Source organism: Massilibacterium senegalense (genome assembly GCF_001375675.1).
Classification (GTDB): Bacteria; Bacillota; Bacilli; order Bacillales; family Massilibacteriaceae; genus Massilibacterium; species Massilibacterium senegalense.
Genome location: NZ_LN831786.1, coordinates 1645500 through 1664810 on the forward strand (window position 1 = coordinate 1645500; position 19311 = coordinate 1664810).

Annotated in this window: 27 protein-coding genes and 1 other RNA gene; 4 read left to right on the top strand and 24 right to left on the bottom strand. The window is 36.1% G+C overall.

What is annotated here, in order from left to right; all coding sequences use genetic code 11:
• Nucleotides 1-267: 267 nt before the first annotated feature.
• The gene (locus BN1372_RS11545) at nucleotides 268-519 is read right to left on the bottom strand and encodes a hypothetical protein (protein WP_062199627.1); all 252 of its coding nucleotides are present in this window, start codon (nucleotides 517-519) and stop codon (nucleotides 268-270) included.
• Between the two features lie 144 nt (nucleotides 520-663).
• On the opposite strand from BN1372_RS11545, the gene BN1372_RS11550 reads away from it, so the two are divergent.
• Entirely contained in the window at nucleotides 664-1884 is a 1221-nt protein-coding gene (locus BN1372_RS11550) for an aminopeptidase (protein ID WP_062199628.1), read from the top strand.
• A 151-nt stretch (nucleotides 1885-2035) separates the two neighbouring features.
• On the opposite strand, the gene BN1372_RS11555 is transcribed toward BN1372_RS11550, so the two are convergent.
• The 8 genes from BN1372_RS11555 to BN1372_RS15265 form a co-directional block, all read right to left on the bottom strand.
• Entirely contained in the window at nucleotides 2036-2926 is an 891-nt protein-coding gene (locus tag BN1372_RS11555) for a hypothetical protein (RefSeq protein ID WP_062199629.1), read from the bottom strand.
• A complete protein-coding gene (locus tag BN1372_RS11560) occupies nucleotides 2923-3957 on the bottom strand; it encodes a hypothetical protein (RefSeq protein ID WP_062199630.1) in 1035 nt (344 codons plus the stop codon). The genes BN1372_RS11555 and BN1372_RS11560 overlap by 4 nt, the downstream gene beginning before the upstream one ends.
• A gap of 1 nt (nucleotide 3958) precedes the next feature.
• Entirely contained in the window at nucleotides 3959-4390 is a 432-nt protein-coding gene (locus tag BN1372_RS11565) for an anti-sigma factor (RefSeq protein ID WP_062199632.1), read from the bottom strand.
• A complete protein-coding gene (locus tag BN1372_RS11570; protein ID WP_062199633.1) occupies nucleotides 4390-4932 on the bottom strand; it encodes an RNA polymerase sigma factor in 543 nt (180 codons plus the stop codon). Before BN1372_RS11570 ends, BN1372_RS11565 begins: the two co-directional genes overlap by 1 nt.
• A gap of 233 nt (nucleotides 4933-5165) precedes the next feature.
• Nucleotides 5166-5765 carry a class I SAM-dependent methyltransferase gene (locus BN1372_RS11575; protein ID WP_407656463.1) on the bottom strand — a complete coding sequence of 200 codons (600 nt, stop codon included), beginning with the start codon at nucleotides 5763-5765 and terminating at the stop codon, nucleotides 5166-5168.
• A 206-nt stretch (nucleotides 5766-5971) separates the two neighbouring features.
• Nucleotides 5972-6280, bottom strand: a complete 309-nt coding sequence (locus BN1372_RS11580; protein ID WP_062199637.1) for a monooxygenase — start codon at nucleotides 6278-6280, stop codon at nucleotides 5972-5974.
• Between the two features lie 795 nt (nucleotides 6281-7075).
• Nucleotides 7076-7546 carry a GNAT family N-acetyltransferase gene (locus BN1372_RS11585; RefSeq protein WP_062199639.1) on the bottom strand — a complete coding sequence of 157 codons (471 nt, stop codon included), beginning with the start codon at nucleotides 7544-7546 and terminating at the stop codon, nucleotides 7076-7078.
• 417 nt (nucleotides 7547-7963) lie between these two features.
• Nucleotides 7964-8116, bottom strand: a complete 153-nt coding sequence (locus tag BN1372_RS15265) for a hypothetical protein (protein WP_154662988.1) — start codon at nucleotides 8114-8116, stop codon at nucleotides 7964-7966.
• 802 nt (nucleotides 8117-8918) lie between these two features.
• On the opposite strand from BN1372_RS15265, the gene BN1372_RS11590 reads away from it, so the two are divergent.
• Together BN1372_RS11590 and BN1372_RS15270 are read left to right on the top strand one after the other, a co-directional pair.
• Entirely contained in the window at nucleotides 8919-9110 is a 192-nt protein-coding gene (locus tag BN1372_RS11590) for a site-specific integrase (RefSeq protein WP_147515376.1), read from the top strand.
• A gap of 598 nt (nucleotides 9111-9708) precedes the next feature.
• Nucleotides 9709-9999, top strand: a complete 291-nt coding sequence (locus BN1372_RS15270; RefSeq protein WP_062199643.1) for a hypothetical protein — start codon at nucleotides 9709-9711, stop codon at nucleotides 9997-9999.
• Between the two features lie 161 nt (nucleotides 10000-10160).
• Here BN1372_RS15270 and BN1372_RS11600 read toward each other — a convergent pair whose 3' ends face one another.
• The 12 genes from BN1372_RS11600 to BN1372_RS11650 all read right to left on the bottom strand — a co-directional run bounded on the left by BN1372_RS11600 (nucleotide 10161) and on the right by BN1372_RS11650 (nucleotide 17306).
• Nucleotides 10161-10568, bottom strand: coding sequence for a MarR family winged helix-turn-helix transcriptional regulator (locus BN1372_RS11600; RefSeq protein ID WP_407656464.1), 408 nt, complete (start codon nucleotides 10566-10568; stop codon nucleotides 10161-10163).
• A 430-nt stretch (nucleotides 10569-10998) separates the two neighbouring features.
• On the bottom strand, nucleotides 10999-11127 hold the full coding sequence (locus tag BN1372_RS15890; protein WP_082419034.1) for a Fic family protein: 129 nt from the start codon (nucleotides 11125-11127) through the stop codon (nucleotides 10999-11001).
• Nucleotides 11128-11255: 128 nt separating this feature from the next.
• A complete protein-coding gene (locus tag BN1372_RS11605; RefSeq protein ID WP_062199645.1) occupies nucleotides 11256-11453 on the bottom strand; it encodes a hypothetical protein in 198 nt (65 codons plus the stop codon).
• Nucleotides 11437-11613 (bottom strand): hypothetical protein, encoded by a 177-nt coding sequence (locus BN1372_RS11610; RefSeq protein ID WP_062199647.1) that lies wholly within the window; start codon nucleotides 11611-11613, stop codon nucleotides 11437-11439. Before BN1372_RS11610 ends, BN1372_RS11605 begins: the two co-directional genes overlap by 17 nt.
• 133 nt (nucleotides 11614-11746) lie before the next feature.
• Nucleotides 11747-12109, bottom strand: a transfer-messenger RNA (tmRNA) gene (gene ssrA, locus BN1372_RS11615).
• Nucleotides 12110-12178: 69 nt separating this feature from the next.
• Nucleotides 12179-12646 (bottom strand): SsrA-binding protein SmpB, encoded by a 468-nt coding sequence (smpB, locus tag BN1372_RS11620; protein ID WP_062199649.1) that lies wholly within the window; start codon nucleotides 12644-12646, stop codon nucleotides 12179-12181.
• Nucleotides 12647-12701: 55 nt separating this feature from the next.
• Nucleotides 12702-14963, bottom strand: coding sequence for a ribonuclease R (gene rnr / locus BN1372_RS11625; RefSeq protein WP_062199652.1), 2262 nt, complete (start codon nucleotides 14961-14963; stop codon nucleotides 12702-12704).
• Nucleotides 14964-14974: 11 nt separating this feature from the next.
• Nucleotides 14975-15721: an alpha/beta hydrolase gene (locus tag BN1372_RS11630; protein WP_062199654.1), complete on the bottom strand. Its 747-nt coding sequence runs from the start codon at nucleotides 15719-15721 to the stop codon at nucleotides 14975-14977.
• A 62-nt stretch (nucleotides 15722-15783) separates the two neighbouring features.
• Nucleotides 15784-16014 (bottom strand): preprotein translocase subunit SecG, encoded by a 231-nt coding sequence (gene secG, locus BN1372_RS11635; protein WP_230198824.1) that lies wholly within the window; start codon nucleotides 16012-16014, stop codon nucleotides 15784-15786.
• A gap of 171 nt (nucleotides 16015-16185) precedes the next feature.
• Nucleotides 16186-16626, bottom strand: a complete 441-nt coding sequence (locus BN1372_RS11640; RefSeq protein ID WP_062199658.1) for an NUDIX domain-containing protein — start codon at nucleotides 16624-16626, stop codon at nucleotides 16186-16188.
• A 229-nt stretch (nucleotides 16627-16855) separates the two neighbouring features.
• Entirely contained in the window at nucleotides 16856-17065 is a 210-nt protein-coding gene (locus tag BN1372_RS11645) for a hypothetical protein (protein WP_062199660.1), read from the bottom strand.
• 4 nt (nucleotides 17066-17069) lie between these two features.
• Nucleotides 17070-17306, bottom strand: a complete 237-nt coding sequence (locus BN1372_RS11650) for a hypothetical protein (RefSeq protein ID WP_062199662.1) — start codon at nucleotides 17304-17306, stop codon at nucleotides 17070-17072.
• Between the two features lie 136 nt (nucleotides 17307-17442).
• Here BN1372_RS11650 and BN1372_RS11655 point away from each other — a divergent pair, with 136 nt between their 5' ends.
• On the top strand, nucleotides 17443-18411 hold the full coding sequence (locus BN1372_RS11655) for an arsenic resistance protein (protein ID WP_062199664.1): 969 nt from the start codon (nucleotides 17443-17445) through the stop codon (nucleotides 18409-18411).
• Between the two features lie 21 nt (nucleotides 18412-18432).
• Here BN1372_RS11655 and BN1372_RS11660 read toward each other — a convergent pair whose 3' ends face one another.
• The 3 genes from BN1372_RS11660 to BN1372_RS11670 form a co-directional block, all read right to left on the bottom strand.
• A complete protein-coding gene (locus tag BN1372_RS11660) occupies nucleotides 18433-18627 on the bottom strand; it encodes a YgaP family membrane protein (RefSeq protein ID WP_062199665.1) in 195 nt (64 codons plus the stop codon).
• Nucleotides 18628-18694: 67 nt separating this feature from the next.
• Complete coding sequence (locus BN1372_RS11665; RefSeq protein ID WP_147515378.1) at nucleotides 18695-19069, bottom strand: Crp/Fnr family transcriptional regulator; 375 nt, start codon at nucleotides 19067-19069, stop codon at nucleotides 18695-18697.
• Nucleotides 19063-19302, bottom strand: a complete 240-nt coding sequence (locus tag BN1372_RS11670) for a cyclic nucleotide-binding domain-containing protein (RefSeq protein WP_062199669.1) — start codon at nucleotides 19300-19302, stop codon at nucleotides 19063-19065. Before BN1372_RS11670 ends, BN1372_RS11665 begins: the two co-directional genes overlap by 7 nt.
• Nucleotides 19303-19311 lie beyond the last annotated feature (9 nt).

Below are 19311 nucleotides of genomic sequence, written 5' to 3' on the forward strand. Positions count from 1 at the left end.
AAGCTTACACTAATTTAATACCCTCTTCTCACAAAAAATATAGAAAAATTCTGACAAAATTATTAACAAATTAAAAAAGCGGAGGGCGATTGCCTAGTGGCGACAAGCATAAGGCAGCTTGCGGAATGAGGCGATCTTTCCTCATGGAGCAAGATGACTTATGACTCGAGCCCCTATCGCCCGCAGCTAGATTATCACAAAAAGCGGAGGGCGATTGCACAGCGACAGAAGAATAAGGCATAAAAAAAGTCCACTCTATTAGTGGACTTAAACAAATAAAAATCCTATATAAACAATAAGTAAAAGAATGTTACCACCGAATCCAATTAACCCTAAATAATAAAGCCATCCTTTTTTCTCTTTAAAAGCAAAAGCGTAAAGCCCTGCGATAATCCCATAAATAGCGACAATCCAACTTAAAAATTCAGGCGGTTCAAAAATAGTAAAAATGGCTCCTGCAACGAAAATAAGGAAGGATGATACGATGTACATTATGTAAAGACCTGTTTTATGTTCCATCTAACGAAATTCTCCTTTATCAATCATTATTTGATTTTTATTGTATCACATTCCCAAAAGAGCCGTGAGTTCTAAATTATGTTGTTTCGACATACAATGGTAAAATAAAGATACATGAATTTAATGAAATAATGGAGGATTAACATGACAAACTTAAAAAAGTACGCTGAACTAGTCGTTCGGTTAGGAGTTAACATTCAAAAAGACCAAACATTACATATTAACGCACCACTTGAAGCAGCGGAATTTGTTCGCGCAGTTACCACTCGAGCTTATAAAGCAGGCGCAAAACATGTGTACGTTAACTATATAGACGAAGAATTAGCACGCATCAAATTTGAAGAAGCACCGGACGAAGCATTTTTAGAATTTCCTTCATGGAAAGTGCAAGGCTTTGAACAAATGGTGGAAGAAGGAGCAGCCTTTTTATCGATTCATGCAGAAAATCCAGAACTATTAAAAGGAATCGATCCAACACGCATTGCTGCTGCACAAAAAACAAAAGGACAAGCGATGAAAAAATTTAGTGAAGCCATCCAAACGGATACCGTTAGTTGGTGTGTTGTTTCTGTTCCAACAAAAGCTTGGGCAAAACACGTTTTCCCAAATGTTAGCGAAGAAGAACAAGTAGATTGTTTATGGGAAGCTATTTATCAAACTTTACGCGTAGAACAAGATGACATCGTAAAAGCTTGGCAAAACCATGCCGACACTTTAGATCAAAAAGCATCCTATTTAAATAAGAAAAAATATAAAACAATTCATTATCGTGCACCTGGAACAGACTTGAAAGTGGACTTACACGAAAGGCACCAATGGTTAAGTGCGGGCAGTACAGATAAACGTGGTGTCACATTTATTGCAAACTTACCATCAGAAGAAGTGTTTACAACACCACTTAAAACGGGTGCGAATGGCTACGTTACAAGTACAAAACCGTTAAACTATGGTGGAACATTAATTGAAAACTTTACATTAACATTTGAAAATGGAAAAATTGTCGATGCAAAAGCAGAAAAAGGGCTTGAAACATTACAACGTTTAATCGAAACAGATGAAGGTTCGCATTTTCTAGGGGAAATCGCCCTCGTTCCACACGACTCTCCCATCTCAAATGCAAATCTTATTTTCTTCAACACGCTATTCGATGAAAACGCATCAAACCATTTAGCTATTGGAAGTGCGTATGCTACTTGTCTAGAAGACGGTCAAAACATGAACCGAGAAGAACTTGATGCCCACGGAGCAAACGACAGCCTTATCCATGTAGACTTCATGATTGGATCAAGGGAAATGGATATCGATGGAATCACACACGACGGCAAAATAGAACCAATCTTCCGCAAAGGAAACTGGGCATTCTAGAAAAAGCGGAATGGGTTCGATCAGCGAAGACGCGCGATGGAAGAGGCGCCTCTGAATCGGGTGACTTATTACGACAGTCGCTAGCCCATCGGAGCTGGCCTATTAAAAAGTAAAAAAACACCGCTTATCTTCAAAAATAAGCGGTGTTTTTTTATTTTTCTACAAATACGGAAATTTGATGGACGTTGTTCACTTTTACGATAGAATCACCAGCACCAAGACGAATGGTTCCATGGGCACCTTGTTCGGTTGTTTCAATTGTTTCCCACGTTGCATCTCCATTTAATTCTTCTGAATATAAGGATGCATCAATCACTCCTTGTTGATGTCTAGCATGTATGGTTAAAAAATTTGCTGCCTCTATACTCCATTGATTAGTCGGTTCATTGAACGCTATTTCTAAATCATTATTTTCACTGTTCACGGTTACTGGAACATTTGCAGGAAGCAAAGCAATGATAGTAGATTCGTTTTGCTCACGATAAAAAGGATGTGTAGGTAGCTCATTGATATGAACAAAAAGCGTGGTACCTGCTTTTTTCATTTTTACATAATCATTTTTTTCTAATGACTGAACAAATGATGATTTATTAATCGTTTGGGCAGACCCAAAAATCGATATATTTTTTTCTGCCGTTGTTTCGATTTTCACTCGTTCATTCGTATATAGAACGATACGTTCTATTCCTTCTACCGATTCCTCATAAGCTTTTAAATGTACCACATCTCGTTGTCCGCTAACGACAGCCTTCACCTCTTGAATAATTCCTGTTTGTGTAAGGCTAAATAAGAGAAGTCCGAAAAAAGCAAAACAACCTACGATAAATAAACTAAACAAATCGTATGAAAAAGAAGTGCCTTCTTTTTTCTTTCGATACAAAAATAATAGAATCTCGCCACCTAACAAAATAAAAATAAGTGGCCACCAAAGAGCCAGTAATAAAAAGCTCTCCTCTCCTTTGAAAATGGAAAAAATCCCTGCAACCCCCATAGCGATTAATACAATTCCAAACGTCCACGTTCCAACACGATATGTTTTCATTCTTTTTCCCCCGTTCTTTTTCCAGCTAATAAATACACACCAATCCCCACTAAAATGATTGATCCGATAGCTGTCTGAACGTAATGTTCATATTGATAAAATTTCTCCATATAGTGGTCTGGAAGAAACAGATTGCTATTTTGGAACAAGACATAAAAACCGATCAAAATAAATCCTATCCCTATCCACTTTTTTTGATGAATAAATTGTTTAAACACCGGTTCATCTATAAGGATGCCTTCTTTGTATTCACTATACTTTTGCAACGAATCAAAAAAACTAAAGAACCAAATTAATGGAATCGATAAAAATAAAATTGATACATTTAAAAAATCAACAATAAAAATGGCCCCGAAAAAAAGTAATAACAATTGAAAGCCTCGTTGTTGTAAACCTAAATACATTTGGCTTAAACCAGGAATAAGAGACAAAATAATCGAAAAAAATTTGTTTTTTTCTTGCGAATAAGCCTGTTCCAAATCAGAAAATATCGAAGCATCCATTAATTCCTCCCCACGTTCTTTTTTTGCAAGTTGTTGGTTAATATCGTACACCGCGTACATCCAAAAGATTGGAAGCAACATTAAAAACACTAAAAAGCTACCGTTATTTAACCAAATAGCGATAAAAATATTTAACGCACTAAATCCAAAAGCAGCGATTAATAGTGTCAATCCACGATAGGTTAATCCTAATTGAAAATGACCAAGTCCAGGAATAAAAGACAAAATGATAGAATAAAATCGTTCTTCTCGCATGCTTTTATCCGTTTCTGATGGAATACTTTCCCTTTCTAAATGACTATATGTCACCATTGTATCAATAAAACTAATCAACCAAACAACACCAAATAATAATACACACACAACCATTAACGGAACAATACCAAGTATACCGGTTCCTACTGCTCCAATAATCAACATACATTCAAACAAAATATACAGAAAAAATTTACTCCGTTTTTCCAAATACAAATGACCGAATCCAGGAATGAACGCGAGTAAAATTGCAATAACTGGACTTTTTTTCATCTTATTTCCCTCCTTTTAGCGATAATAAAACTTCTTTCATCTCGTCTACTACTTCTAATGCAATTGGTTCGTTATTGTTTATTTTTTGTTCTACCGTTGAAAAAGTAGAAACGACACTTTCAAATAAGCCACTCGTTAAAAATACAAGCGTAATCGAAGCAGCGATGATATAATGTTTCATCGTCTGTTTTTTCTCTCGTTTTCGATATACTTTTTCAAATGATTGTGAAATGCCATTTACATCTTGAAGAACAGAGGTAACGAGTGCATCTGGACAATCATCAATTTCTACGTGTACATCTTGTTCCACTATTTCTAGGTACTCCTGTAAACAGGCATCACATAAAAATAGGTGTTCTTCCATTTGCTTCATTTCATCTGGAACAGTCTCTCCTTTTACATAACGACGAATGTCTTCTTTCGAAATATGCATCACCATTCCTCCTTCTTCCAATATTTTCGTAACCATGACCGTGCACGGTATAATTTCATTTCCACATTCTTTTTTTCTACGTTTCTTTTTTTAGCAATTTCCTCGTATGATAACCCTTTTAAGTAAAAATCAATGACGTAAAACCGGTAGTCAGACGGAAGTTTTCGTAAAGTCGCTAAAATAAATTGTCTTTTTTCTTCCGTTAACACTTGTTTCTCTACCGTTTCTTCTGATGCAAGAAAAGTAATCACCGCATCATCTCTCGTTAATGAATCTTGCACTCTCACAAGCTTTCGTTTGTAATCAATTGCTTCATGAACGGCTATTTTCGCTGACCATGCTTTAAACTCATCTCCATGAAAAGTGTCAATGGACTGTAAAATTTTAACAAACACTTCTTGCAGCACGTCTTCTGTATCTAAAGGATGCTTGATGATTGAATAAACGATAGAGTAATAATAACGATACGATTGTTTCATCCAAACAGCGATAGCATGTTCATCTTTTTCTTTTAATTGTGCAACAGTTCGTTTATCAATCATAGCTCCCCTCCTTTGTTCCTCACTATCATAAACGAAATAAAAAAGAAAAACCCTACACTTTTTTTAAAAAAATTTTTAGACAACAAAAAAAAGCTAATGATGTTTATCAATAGCTTCTCAATTCTCGAAAGTAAATAGCCCACCAATAACCTAATAAGATGAATTTGACGCATCTATTTCGTATAGAAAGTTTTATCATAAAAAAATAGTTCTCATCAAAAAACGGATAAGAACTATTTTTTAACTCCATAAAATTGAATTACATGAGAAGTTCCTTCATGTAATATTCCTTCTTTTCGTACGACTTCCCCTAAAAAGAAATGTTTGATATTCCAATCTTTAAAAACGGTCAAAAATTCTTCTGGTTCATATAACATCCGAATATCTCTTGGTCCACCTGTTTGATAGTTTAATTGTTCGGTCGAATATACTTCACAAATAAACGTACCACCTTTTTTTACTGCTTTCTCAATCTGTTTCAATGTTTGATGGCGCAATGATTTGTCGAAATGACCAAACACGCAAATGATATGATCCCACTTGTCTTCTTTCCAAGGTGCTTCATTCAAATCCACACAAACAGTTTGAATATCAACATTTTGTTCAGCAGCCAATTGTTTTGTTTTTTTTAAGCCTTCTTGAGAATAATCCCACGTTGTGACGTTGTGTCCTAATGTCGCCAAATAGACAGCGTTGCGTCCTTCCCCTTCTGCAATCGCTAACACATCTCCCCTCGCTAAAATAGCGCCTACCTTTTGAATAAACACATTTGGCTCTTTTCCATACACATATTCTTCTTGATTAAACCGTTCATCCCAATGCACTTTTGTCATCATTTCACCCCTTTTGTACTCCTTAACTATTGCTACCATTTTCCTATTTATCATGTTATAGTATATGTATTGTCCTCTTTTATATAAAGAGGAGAAGATGGCCAAACTCTTTGACATTTTTCATCCACTTAAAAATAAGTATGTTCTCTCTATCATCAATTTTATGAACAATACCTATGTCATCTAGGCCATCTTCTTTTTTTTACTTATTGAATTGGGCCCTTCGTAATAGCTGTTAATTTTTCGTTCACATTAAACATTTTGGATCGAATTCCACTAATTCCAAACGATTGTAATCGTTTTGTATGCATTTTTACATATTTTTTTGCTGATTCCTCATCTTCGAAATAATAAACTCCACCTGCTTCTTTCGTTTCTGCATTTTCTGTCCATATTTTCCAAATGAGACCTGGTTCTTTTTCAATACTTTCTGCTAATTCTTTATAAGCAGTAGACATTTCTTCTCCGAATGGACCATCTGCTGGAAAATCAATTTGTACTAATTTTTTTGTCATAAAAAATACCTCCTTGCGTATTATTTTATTATACATGACTACATCTTTACTTTGAAACATTACGCTCATTTTTATCCAAAATAATCTGAATAAAAGAAAATAGAGAAAAGGTATCATCGATGTAATTCATTATAGGCAAAGCTTATTTTTCAATTGAACCTTATACATTGTATAATTTTTCTACGGAATCTTACAACTGATGGGTGATTTATTTTACATAAATTGGAATAACCTCGTCTTCTGGATGTTTTTTTCAACCATTGTTCACCATAAACTTTAGATTTTCGTCCACGCATTTTAAGGGATTTTTTCCTTTTTAGTGACCTTCACACGTTCTCTTCCTCAAATTCAGTCACACAAAAGGAAATATTGTCTTTTTTTAGAAGTCATTAGTTAATAGAAAATAAAAGGAGTCCATTGCATCCAATCCACTTATGGTAGCAATCATTCTCGAATAAGAAATTTGATCGAAGCGAATTAAAAAACAGTCATACCGAAAGACAGGATCAAATTTAAAGTAGTTTCAAAATGATGGATAGGTTCGTTCTATCTCCTATAATTCCTGCATATCATGTTGTATAATAAGCATTAGGTAGCTCCACGGTCTGTACAAGTGTTGTGCTATGAATTTTCATTAAACAGTACTTGGGGTAGTGCTTTTATTTTTTATATTTTGAAAACATTGACCCCAAAGGCTCTAAATTATACGATTAATGCAATGCTAGTGAAAAAGGGATGCACACAAAATTCTTGACACCACCTATGAAAAAAATTGTTCAATTCATTAAAATACATCTATTCATTATTGGATAGGGTAAAAAACTCTATATCGAATCCATTTTTCTCCCAAAACTTTAAAGCTAATTTGTTATCTATATCAACATGAACATGAATCAAAGAGATATTTTGTTGATCAAGCCATTTTATTACGTTATCTACTAATTTTTTAGCAAGTTTCTTTCCTCTATACTCTGGTGCTACATAAACTTCATCTAATTGACCAGATAATTCTCCACTAACTAAATCTTTTTTTACGGAAGCAATACTATAACCAATAATCTGCTGATGTTCATTCATCGCCACCACAACCATCCCATATTTTGATGTAATGTATTCTTTTAATTGCTCATGTATAGCCTCTCTATCACTTTCATCTAACTCACAATCTGCAGTTTCAATAGCATTTATATTCCACAATTCTACCATTTCTCTCATCCATTCTTGATTAATAACATCATTGTTAAGTTGTTCGATATACGTTTTCATTTTTACTTTCTCCTTTTATTAGTTTTTGTGAATATATTTTAATAAACCCTTTATAATGAGGTGCCGATTCATTTTTTTGATAAATGAAAGACTTTTCTTTCAATCTTCTTTTATCATATTTAGATAAATAAAGATTCCTTTTCCTTTTGGATGTTCAGGCATTTTCATATTGTCAATAACAGCTTCATCCATTGCTTTCAAAATAATTTTGGCTTCTTCTGTCGATTATTTAGGAGACTTACTATATCAACTAAATCTAACCATATCAGTTTCTTCTGCTTATTCTTCAGAACAATTTCTTGCCTCCATCATTAAATTAAATTTTGCTTGTTCTTTAATATCTCCCAATAGCTTCTTTCCTAGATTATCTACTGCATCAACAATCAAATTGATTTTTCTTAAATCAATAACTCCTTTTTATATTTTACTTTCGACTGGTAATGGATCCTCATCAGCGTATTTTTTGGCAGTACGCCAATTGATCCCTAATGTTTTAGAAATTTTATTAATAGATAAAGATTTTTCATTTCTCATTAATTTGATACAATTGAATTCAGACTTTGCTAGCATTCCTTTCTACCTCCACTTATTTGATTCGTCAACCAATACAGTAGAGAAAATTTAGGGGGGCTTGCAAGGCTTTTTTTTGAAATTCTTAGTGCATTGTTATGTATTTTTTCATGTCATAACTCTGTACTTTTATTTTGCACTATACAATTGGACACAATTTACAAAATGGTGTGACTAAAATAATTTCGATTCGCTCCCAGCTGTTTCAGAAACGATTGCTTATTTTATTACATACCTTGGCCAGTCGAATAAAACATCGACTATTAAACGAAAAGTGATTGCCATTTCTCAGCGACATGAAACCGCAGGATATAAGAGTCCAATCAAAACGGCCTTAGTCCGAGGGGTACGGGAGGGTTTACAACGATCTATTGGGCTCAAAGAAGAAAGAAAAGATGACTCGTGACTGGATGAGTTGCGTCAATTGTTGGCTCGTATTGAAGAAGAACGTCTTATCAATCATCGCGACCGTCCCCTCCTGGTCATCGGATGGTCTAGAGCCCTCCGCCGGAGTGAATTAGTCGGATTGGATGTCGAACATGTTTAATTTATCAATGATGGGTTAATAGCAAACTTATATCGGAATAAAACGGATCAAAAGGGAGAAGAGCAACAGGTTGCGTTGCCTTTTGGAAATAATCCGAAAACATGTCCTGTTCGTCTCATGGAGTATTGATTATCTGTATCGGGGATAACAGACGAATACATTTTTCGAAGAATTGACCGACACGGCAACATGTTGGGGCGTTTAACGGTACACTCTGTAGGATTAATTGTTAAGAAACATTGTGAGCATGTGGGGTTGGATCCAACACGATACGGTGCTCATGGTCTCCATAGTGAGTTTTGTTCGACCGCCGCCAAAGCAGGAAAAGCAGAGCATCAAATTATGAAACAAACCAGGCACAAGCAATCCGATTCTTTGCAGAAATACATTAAAAAAGAAAACTTGTTTGATGATAATGCCACTAGCGGGATCACTTATGAAGGATAATAATTCTATGTAAACTTCTTCTAATACTAACCTGTAGAATCTTGCTCCCCCATGGATCCTATTATAAGAATTGTTAAGTTTTCACACTATTTTCGCTTAGTGATACTAGTATCACTAAGCGAAAATGAGTAAACAAAAAATAGTTAAAACACCTACAATCTAAATATATCAATGATTGTTGGTGTTTTCTCTTTAGCTCTTCGTCCCACTTAATTAAAACCAAGCACTATGAAAGTGACACCAGCTCCCAAAAATGCAATAGGAATTGTTCGGGGAAATTCTTCAGAATCAATGAAGAAATATATTGCTAAGATGATAAAGATAAACCCGATAATTTTCATTAACTCGTACCTTTCTATGGCAAAGTTTAGTTTTTATTTTGAAACTCAAAATAATACTCAGCTTAGGATGATGCTTGGAATAAACCACTTTCATTCCAATAGCGGTATTCATAATAATATTTCTGATAATATGGTATAATCTTCTTATGCAAAATGAAAGATTAAAAGAGGGGAATGAAATAAATGCTTAAAATTGCATTAAATTTGGTATTCCCTCGAAAAAATGGCTAGTTATAATTGTTGGTTCAATTGCTTTAATGTTAGCTGGAACTATATCAATATTTTATGTATCTGAAATCATTAAGTCTAATTTAAAAGAAGCCGTTTATCAAGATTTTGGAGAACATACTGGTGTCTTACTTGGGATAAAAGGTTTGAAAAAAGATATTGACAACAGAGTAGATGCACTAGGAGAATATTCACTATATGATATCATATTATCTAAAAATAACAAAAAAAGAAAATATTGTTTTAATATTCCACACACAGCTAATAACATAATAATCGTTGCTGGTAACCCTAAAATGACCCTGATCGTGAAGGTTTGAATTTACTTGACCATTTCTCCTTGAACCATTAACCAAAATATACTGAGTAGACTGATTAACGGCAATGCAGCAATAATTCCCCCGTATAAAGGGAATCTTTTAGCTAATTCCGTTACAAAAACAATAATCAGAGCAGAAGTAAAAAAACTTGACCCAAACCATCATTTTGCCACCCTACTCAACAAACGAAACGCTTGTAAGACTATCTTTTTTTCCTGTTCACTCAGTTTGTTCAAAGCTGCTTGTAATTTTTCTTCATCTAATTCTGGATTTTTCTTCACTACCTGCAATCCATCTTCCGTTAACTTTATATATACTTTTCTTTGATCTTCATCTGCACGTTGTTTTATAACCCCTCCATTATGAACTAATTTCTTCACATGCTCTGAAGCCGTGTTATGAGAAATATTTAATGCTTCTGACAGATACCGAACAGTCACAGTTTCTTCCTTCTGAATAATTTGCAAAATTCGAATGCTTTGATGGGAAATCATCTGTTCATGTTTCGAATGAAGTATAGTAATAAATATCCGTAAAATACGTATTAAGATCCATGTTATCCCGCTCATTTATATTGTATATATCGATATAAATAAAGGCTTTTTCTCCGGCATTTTTCTTTCCATTTACTACTCTTACATTAAGTTGACATGAAATTTCTAGCATATTGTAGTAGAGAAACTATCATAAATATGAGCATATTCTTTCCACACCTTCGCTTTGGCAGGGCTGGGGTACTTTTATTATTGTACAAAACAATCGTCTTCATGTCGTTTAGCAAGACGGACAAGTGCATCATAAAAGAGTAAAAGTCTCACTTCTTGTTTTTGTAAATTATACACTCCCACATAACGAAAGAAACTTTCTCAAAAGAGAGACAGTTTTTAAATGATTTAGTTTATACTTTCTTTCTGCAATGTCTCCGTAAATAAATGCTCTAATGGTTCTATATTCGTAACAGATTGAATCATGGCATTTAGTTAGGTATTCTCTGTCTCTTCAAAATCCATGTAGTTCCCATACATACCCTTTTGATAATGCATAGTAATTTAGGAAAATCCGAATGGTGCGACCGTTTCCTTCACGGAAAGGATGTAACATATTGAGTTCTGATTTAAAGAGTCCCATTTATTTTCGGCATTTAATTTTTTGTAAAGATCTTGTGCATAAGCATCCATAAATAAAGATTGGCAAAAACGTGTAGATCCTTTCATTAGTTGAACACCACGAAATTGACCAGAAAATGCATAAATATCCTAAAAAGGATGTTTGTGTAAATTATTGAAATCTTCTAGTTGAAAGTTATTAATTTTATATTCATTTTGTTCCATTTGACCGGCACGATAAGAAAAAACAAAAGACTCAGCTTTTTCAAGGCTTTTAAAATCTGTAATTCCTAGTAAATTACTTTTTAAGAGGTAATCATCCTTTAGGGGCTCATTGTACTTGCTCATGTTTCAAAGCTTCCTTAATAATGTTTGGTGTGAGAGCTTTATGTGTATTCAAAAGTTCAATGACCTTTTTTTGAAGGGCTGGTGATAAAGATAGGTTTTCTAAATGCAAATTTTTCAGCACTCGATTAAATTCAGATGAGTTTAAATAAATTTTTTTCATAAAAAACACCACCTCTTCAAATGTTAAAAAAAAGCCGTATCTCCTTTGAGAACGGCTTTTAAACTGAATCAAATATAAGAAGTGTTGAATAACTACACTGTTCTGATTAAAAATACCACCAAAAATATGTATTTGGTGGAGACGGTGGGAGTCGAACCCACGTCCAAAAGTATCGGCACTTAAGCGTCTACGAGTGTAGTTGATGTATTTAAAGGGTTCGCTTTATCATCGGCCCATCAACTGGCGCCAGTTAAAGCTAGTCTGGTTGTTCTCTTTCGCTACCTTCAGACGGCAGATAAACGACGTATCCCGCTTAAGTGAGTCCCGTACCGTACCACACGGGCGATGGACGGGGAGACCGCTAGCTAGCTTACGCTGCTAAAGCGAAGTTTTGTTCTTGTTTGCCAGTTATTTTGGCGTTGGCATTATTTACGAGATTGCCGACTCGACTCGCAACCTAAGCTCGACCTACCCCTGTCGAATCCGTAACGTCCCCGTTACAAGAAAGTAGATATTACTTAGTGTATTGATATTATAGCATATTCCTTGTAAAATGCAAGGAATATTACATTTTTTGTTGGTCGCGGAAGGCGCGTTCGATTTCGCGTTTAGCTGCTTTTTTCTTTAAGTCTTCTCGTTTGTCGTATTTCTTTTTCCCACGTCCGACACCTAGCAATAGTTTTGCATACCCATTTTTCAAATAAATCTTTAAAGGGACAAGGGTGTATCCTTGTTCTTTCGTAAATCCGATTAATTGATCAATTTGCTTTTTATGAAGCAATAATTTTCGTGTGCGCAGTGGATCGTGGTTGTACCGATTCCCTTGTTCGTATGGGCTAATGTGCATGTTATGGACAAATACTTCGCCGTTTTGTACGCGTGCGAAAGAATCCTTAATGTTCACGCGTCCAGCGCGAATCGATTTGATTTCTGTGCCTTGTAATACCATACCAGCTTCAAATGTTTCTTCAATAAAATAATCATGATTTGCTTTTCTATTTTGCGCAACGACTTTTCCAGTACCTTTTGGCATTTCCAAAACTCCCCCCTACCAGACGACCCCTCTCCAATATGTGGAGAGGAGTTTGTTACTTTTTACGTTTTTTCTTTTTTGCAACACCATCATAAAATGGTCTTTTCTTTTTATTTCTTGGGCGTTCTCTCCGTTTCCCGCCTTCAATGACTTTTGGTCGATCTTGACGTGGACGTTTTTTCGCTCCTTTCATCCCGACTATTTCAAAGTCAACAGAATGTTCTTCTTTATTTACTTGTACGACGCGAACTTGGATTTCATCCCCGATGCGGAACACATTTCCTGTTCGTGAACCAATCATTGCTAAATGGCGTTCATCAAAATGATAATAATCATCCGTTAAATAACTGACGTGGACGAGTCCTTCTACTGTATTCGGCAATTCTACGAACATTCCGAAGTTTGTGACGCTACTAATAATGCCGTCAAACTCTTGTCCAATTTTATCTTCCATAAACTCTGCCTTTTTCATATCGTCTACTTCCCGCTCCGCATCTACTGCTCGGCGTTCACGTTCGGATGTTTGACGGGCAATGTCGTCTAATTGCTCTGAAAAATGCAGTTGTGATTGCTCGTCCATTTTTCCTTCAAATAAATACGTACGAATTAAGCGGTGGACGATTAAATCTGGATAACGACGAATCGGTGAAGTAAAGTGTGTGTAAAAATCAGTCGATAACCCGAAGTGTCCTAAACAATTTGGATCATATTTTGCTTGTTGCATCGACCGTAATAAGACGGTACTAATGACGGTTTCTTCTGGTGTATCTTTTACTTCATCGAGCAATTGTTGTAACGCTCGTGGATGAACAGTGTTGGCTGTTCCGCGAACGACATAACCAAAGTTCGTAATAAATTCAAAGAAGTGTTCGAGTTTTTCCACTTTTGGATCTTCGTGAATTCGATATAAAAACGGCACTTTTAACCAGTGGAAATGTTCAGCAATCGTTTCGTTCGCTGCAAGCATAAACTCTTCGATAATTTGTTCAGCAATCGTCCGGTCACGAAGCATGATATCCAGCGGATTTCCTTCTTCATCAACTAACACTTTTGCTTCTTTAAAATCAAAGTCAATTGCTCCACGATTCATTCGTTTAGAGCGTAATAAAAGTGCTAATTCTTTCATTCGTAAAAACATCGGAACGAGTTCACGATATTTTTCTTGTACGTCATCATCTTCATCTTCGACAATAAGTCGCACATCGTGATACGTCATTCGTTCTGTCGTCTGAATCACACTTGGAAAAATTTCATGACGAACGACTTCCCCTTTTGCGTTAATCTCCATTTCACACGAGATGGCAAGGCGCGGCACTTTCGGATTCAAACTACAAATGCCGTTAGATAATCGATGCGGAATCATCGGAATAACTCGGTCTACTAAATAAACACTTGTCCCGCGTTCATATGCTTCTACATCAATCGGTGAGTTTTCCGTCACATAATGGCTAACATCGGCAATATGCACACCTAAATGGTAGTTCCCGTTTTCTAAACGGCGCACACAAACTGCGTCATCTAAATCTTTCGCATCTGCTCCGTCAATTGTAACAATCGTTTCGTGACGTAAATCGCGACGACCGAGCATGTCGGCCTCTGCTACTTCTTCTGGAATACTATTCGCATGTTCTAACACATCTTCCGGGAACGCTTGCGGCAACCCGTATTTATAAATAACGGATAAAATATCGATACCAGGGTCATTTTTGTGTCCCAAAATTTCCACAACTTCCCCTTCCGCACTCATTCGTCCTTCTGGATACTTAGTAATTTTTACAACGACTTTATGACCATCGACTGCACCTAACGTGTTTCCTTTTGGAATAAAAATATCGTTTGGAATTCGTTTATCATCCGCTACCACAAATCCAAAATGTTTACTATCCATAAACGTTCCGACGACTTCCTTTACACCACGTTCAATAATCCGAATAACCGTTCCTTCAGGTCTATTCCCTTTTGATGTCGGGCTAAGCCGTACAATAACGGTGTCTCCGTGCATCGCGGAATGTAATTCATTTCCTGGAATAAATACATCATTTATCCCTTGTTCATCTGGTAATAAAAAGGCAAATCCACGAGCGTGGCCGCTAATTTTCCCACGAATTAAATTCATTTTTTCCGGAATACCGTACCGATTCGTCCGCGTCCGCACGACGTAACCTTCGTGTTCTAAATGATTTAATGTTTTAATTAATAACTTAAACTGTTCCGCATCTTCCATGTCAAATGCTTCTACTAGCTCGTCTACCGTTAATGGCTTGTATGCTTCTTCTTGCATAAATTCAAGCAGTCTTTCTGCCAATTGTTCTGGCATGAACATTCCTCCTAATTCCATTCTAGTTCATTTAAAAAATGTAGTATATCTACATGTAACTGATTTTTTGCTGGGCTTAATGTTAAAGCGTGTGTACCGTTTTCGTAATAATGAATGTTCTTTTGATAAGAAGACACTTCGCGATAAATAATGGCTGCACTTTTTTCATCAATCACCGGATCAACGGATGCTTGCGCGACAAAAATCGGTGCATACACGAAATCTAATTGTTTCCTCACTTCTTGAAACAATTCATCATGTGCAGCAAAAAAAGAACGTTTCGTTCGTTTTATTTCTTCTATTTTTCGAGCAATTTCTTCTTCTGTCCTTTTTTGCGTTTTTTCATATTGACGGACGTACGATAAAAAAGGCTTCATTCGTTCCTCAGGTGTTTTTTCGATCATTGGTGCACACATTGTAATAATACCCGCTATAGGTACAGTGTAACCGAGTTTAAGCGAAAATACCCCTCCAAGTGATAGTCCTGCTACTGCTATTTTAGCATAGCCAAGCTGTTTTACGTGTTCGTACGCCGATAACACACTTTTCCACCACATGTATGGATTCGTTTGTAGCACATCGTCTGGTGTTTGACCGTGTCCAGGATAAATGGGTGCGTGAGACGTATAGCCGTTTTTTTGTAAAAAACGACCGAGCATTCGCACATCTGCACTATGCCCTGTAAAACCGTGTAGAAGTAAAACCGCCCGTTCCCCCGCTTCAAATGTAAATGGCTGTGGACGCATTGTTTTCATCATACACACTCCCTTTCAAACCGTTCATATAGGTAAAAAAAAGCAGCAAGAAACCTTGCCGCTTTTTACAGAAAGTATGCAACTAAAAAAGCTACGATAAAAAATAGAGTAGCTAAAACCGCTGTAATCCGCTGCATAACAGCTTCAATACCACGTGCTTTTTGCTTTCCAAATAATTGCTCCGCGCCGCCTGTAATTGCTCCTGAAAGCCCCGCACTACGACCTTGTTGTAATAAAATAATCACAATAAGTAAAATCGAAATCACAATTAAAAAAACCGTTCCTGCTGTGGCCACATCCACACCTCCACGCAACGTAATCATTACTATTAATGTAACATAAGTAAATTATCGCTGACAACTTTTATTTTCATCTTTCTAACACGATAGGATAGATAAGCAATTTTTTAAGAAAAGATACACATCTATGATGAAAATATTTTCCCCATTACTAAAAAATGATACATGTTAGCGAATAAATGGAGTTTGTTCATTTGCTAATGCGTCTTTTAACCATGCTGGATGCATTGGTAATAACGCCTTAGGCAACTCATGTACATCAAAAAATTTCAATTCCAGCGACTCTTCCATATTACACGTAAGCTCTCCTCCGACAATCTTTACTAAAAAACATAACGTAATAAAGTGAACCATTTTTCCATTTGGATAATGAAAAATTTGTGAGGCTGGTTCCGAATACACACCAATTAGTCGCTCAATTTCAACGTGTAAGTTCGTTTCTTCTAACACTTCACGAACCGCTGCTTCCTGTACCGTTTCTCCTGGTTCTACATGTCCTGAAGGAATACCCCAGAGTGCGACATCACGTCGTTTTTGTAGTAAAATGTGTTTCTCCTCATCAAATATAATCATTGCAACACCCGGATGAATCGTTAATGATTCGTTCATCTTCTACCTCTCCTTTTTACAAAAAAATAAGGCCTGAGAAGAAAAGTTTGGGTGCATATGAAATACACCAAACCTTTCCCCTCGGACCTTTTGTGTCAATAGGTGCCTCTTGAATCGTTCAAGAGATGTAGCCCTCGGTCACAGACCCTCGTTAGAAGCGGAACCCTAGCTACAGTTTTCCAGTTTCGTTACAATCATCTTACCATATTTGTTTGAAATGTACCATGTATTAAGCTTTTAATAGTTTTGTGTTTAATCGAAACAAGACTTGGATTACTTTTAGTTGCATGGCAACAAACGGAATAAGAATAATGAAATGATACACGCTAAATTGTGGTACGATATTTGTTTTGATTAATCCCCAACCAACAAAGAACATACCTAAAACGAAAAACGCTACGCCAGGACAAATTAATGCATAACTACCAGCACTTTTCATCGATTCATCTAACTGTGGTAATATTTCTTAATATGTTGAACCCAACAAGGCCAAAAATAATTTGTAACGATACAAAACTACCTAACACAAAGTACATTAAAAATGGGGATAGTTGTATATATAGGAAGATATGACTAATTCCTGAATACATCCGTACGAACGTAATTCCTAGTAATGTGATAATCGGAATCATAATCCAAAGACTTGGACCTGCTTCTTTTGAAATCCCAACATCTAACATCGCACGAACACCAGAATTACTTTTACAGGACCTAATAAATATTCAGAATAATAATATTGACAGCATCGATACTAATAGTTTTAAATACGATATATACCCATAAAGGTATATAATTTTTAAAAAGGGTGAGTGACGCTTGAAAAAACTATATCGACTTCCGGCAAAATTTCTATTGCTTAGTGTACCATTTACGTTAATTCTCGGATTTATCGTTGGATCCATTTGGGATACAAGCTTTTTGAAATCTACCATTTTATTTGCGACCATTATTATGATTTACGCCACGATGGTTGGGTTAAATGTAAAAGAACTAACTTCTTTTAAAGACTCTAAAGTACTTGTCTATTCCATTCTTATTAACTTTGCCATTATTCCGCTCATAGCGTATGGACTTGGACAATTATTATTAAAAGATTATCCACTTATGTTTGCTGGGCTTGCATTATCTGCCTTATTACCGACAAGTGGCATGACTATTTCCTGGACGATGCTTCAAAAAGGAAATTTGGCGTTAGCGGTACAATTAACGATTTTTGGGTTAATTTTAGGTTCTTTGTTAACACCTTGGTATTTACTTGCGATGGTTGGGAAATATGTGGATATTAATATTTGGGAAACGATGAAAACGATTTTACTTGTCGTATTCGTCCCATTGATTTTAGGACAAATTACGTTCAAGCTATTGCTTAAAAAATATACGATGGAACAATTTAAAAAACAAATCAAACCAAACTTCGGACCTCTTAGTATTTGGGCGATGTTATACGTTGTGTTTGTAAGCATTAGTATGAAAGCAATGATGATTGTGGAAAACTTACAACTGATTGTACTTGCGATTATCGTGTTGCTACTTTTTTACGGAATCAACTATGTTGTCAGTACGTTCACTGCTGTGAAATGGTTAAACCGGGGAGATGGCATTGCGTTAGTAAATGGAACGGTTTTACGAAATTTATCGATTGCGATCGGGCTTGCTGCTACTTCGTTCGGTGCGGAAGCTGCTTTAATCGTAACGATAGCGTTTATCGTCCAACAACAAACCATTGCTTATTATTCACGGATTTCTAAAAAACGTTGGTTTAAAGAACCTGTGCAACAAAAATAAGACGCTCTCTTTGAGAATGTCTTATTTTCGTTTACACGTATTAATTCCTAACGGTTTATAAAGCGGACAAAAGCCGACAAGTGCTGTAAAAAGCATCACGAATCCTAATAGGCTAATCCACTTAATACCACCGTCTAGTACAAATAAAAATGAAATAAGGACAATTCCTACAATTAGACGGATGATACGATCTGCTCCACCAACATTTTTCTCCATATGTCTTCACCTCTTTTTATATGTATCATACAAAAAAAGAAACCGTGTTGTCTGTGATTAAGTCACATTACGAACGCTGTCTTAATTGTTCTCGATTCATCACTTCAATCACATCGGGACTAACTACTTCACGAGCGGTCCCAAGTTCTACTGCTAGTTCTTCTTGGGTAATCGAAATGATCGTTGTTTGCGGAGAGGTATGTGCATACAAATAATCCGCTATTCGCTCGTCCACTCGTTGAAAGACAATTTCTTCAATTACTGTCATCACCGTCAGCAATCGTTTCGAAATTAATTGATACGCAAATTGTTGAAAACTTGGGTATAAAAGCTTCCATTTTATAAAGGATTGGATGGGGGCAACGAACATGTGGGTATCTTCTTCGGCAACGGCAAATGCCGGATATGGTTGCTCTCCTAAAACACTCGTTACCATCAACACACAAGACTTCCCTTTTCGGACTCGATATAACGTTGATTCCCTCCCTGCTCATTCATTTTATACACACGAATACTACCTAAAAGCACAAGCGGAACAAACGGAATCGCATCCCCTTCCAAAAAAACAATTGTTCCAGCTGTTACTTTTTGAACAGATGGATTTACCCTGTCCCATTCCTCTTCCGTTATTTCACGCCAAAAAGGAAACACATCTCCCCACTCACGTCTACTCACCAAACAACC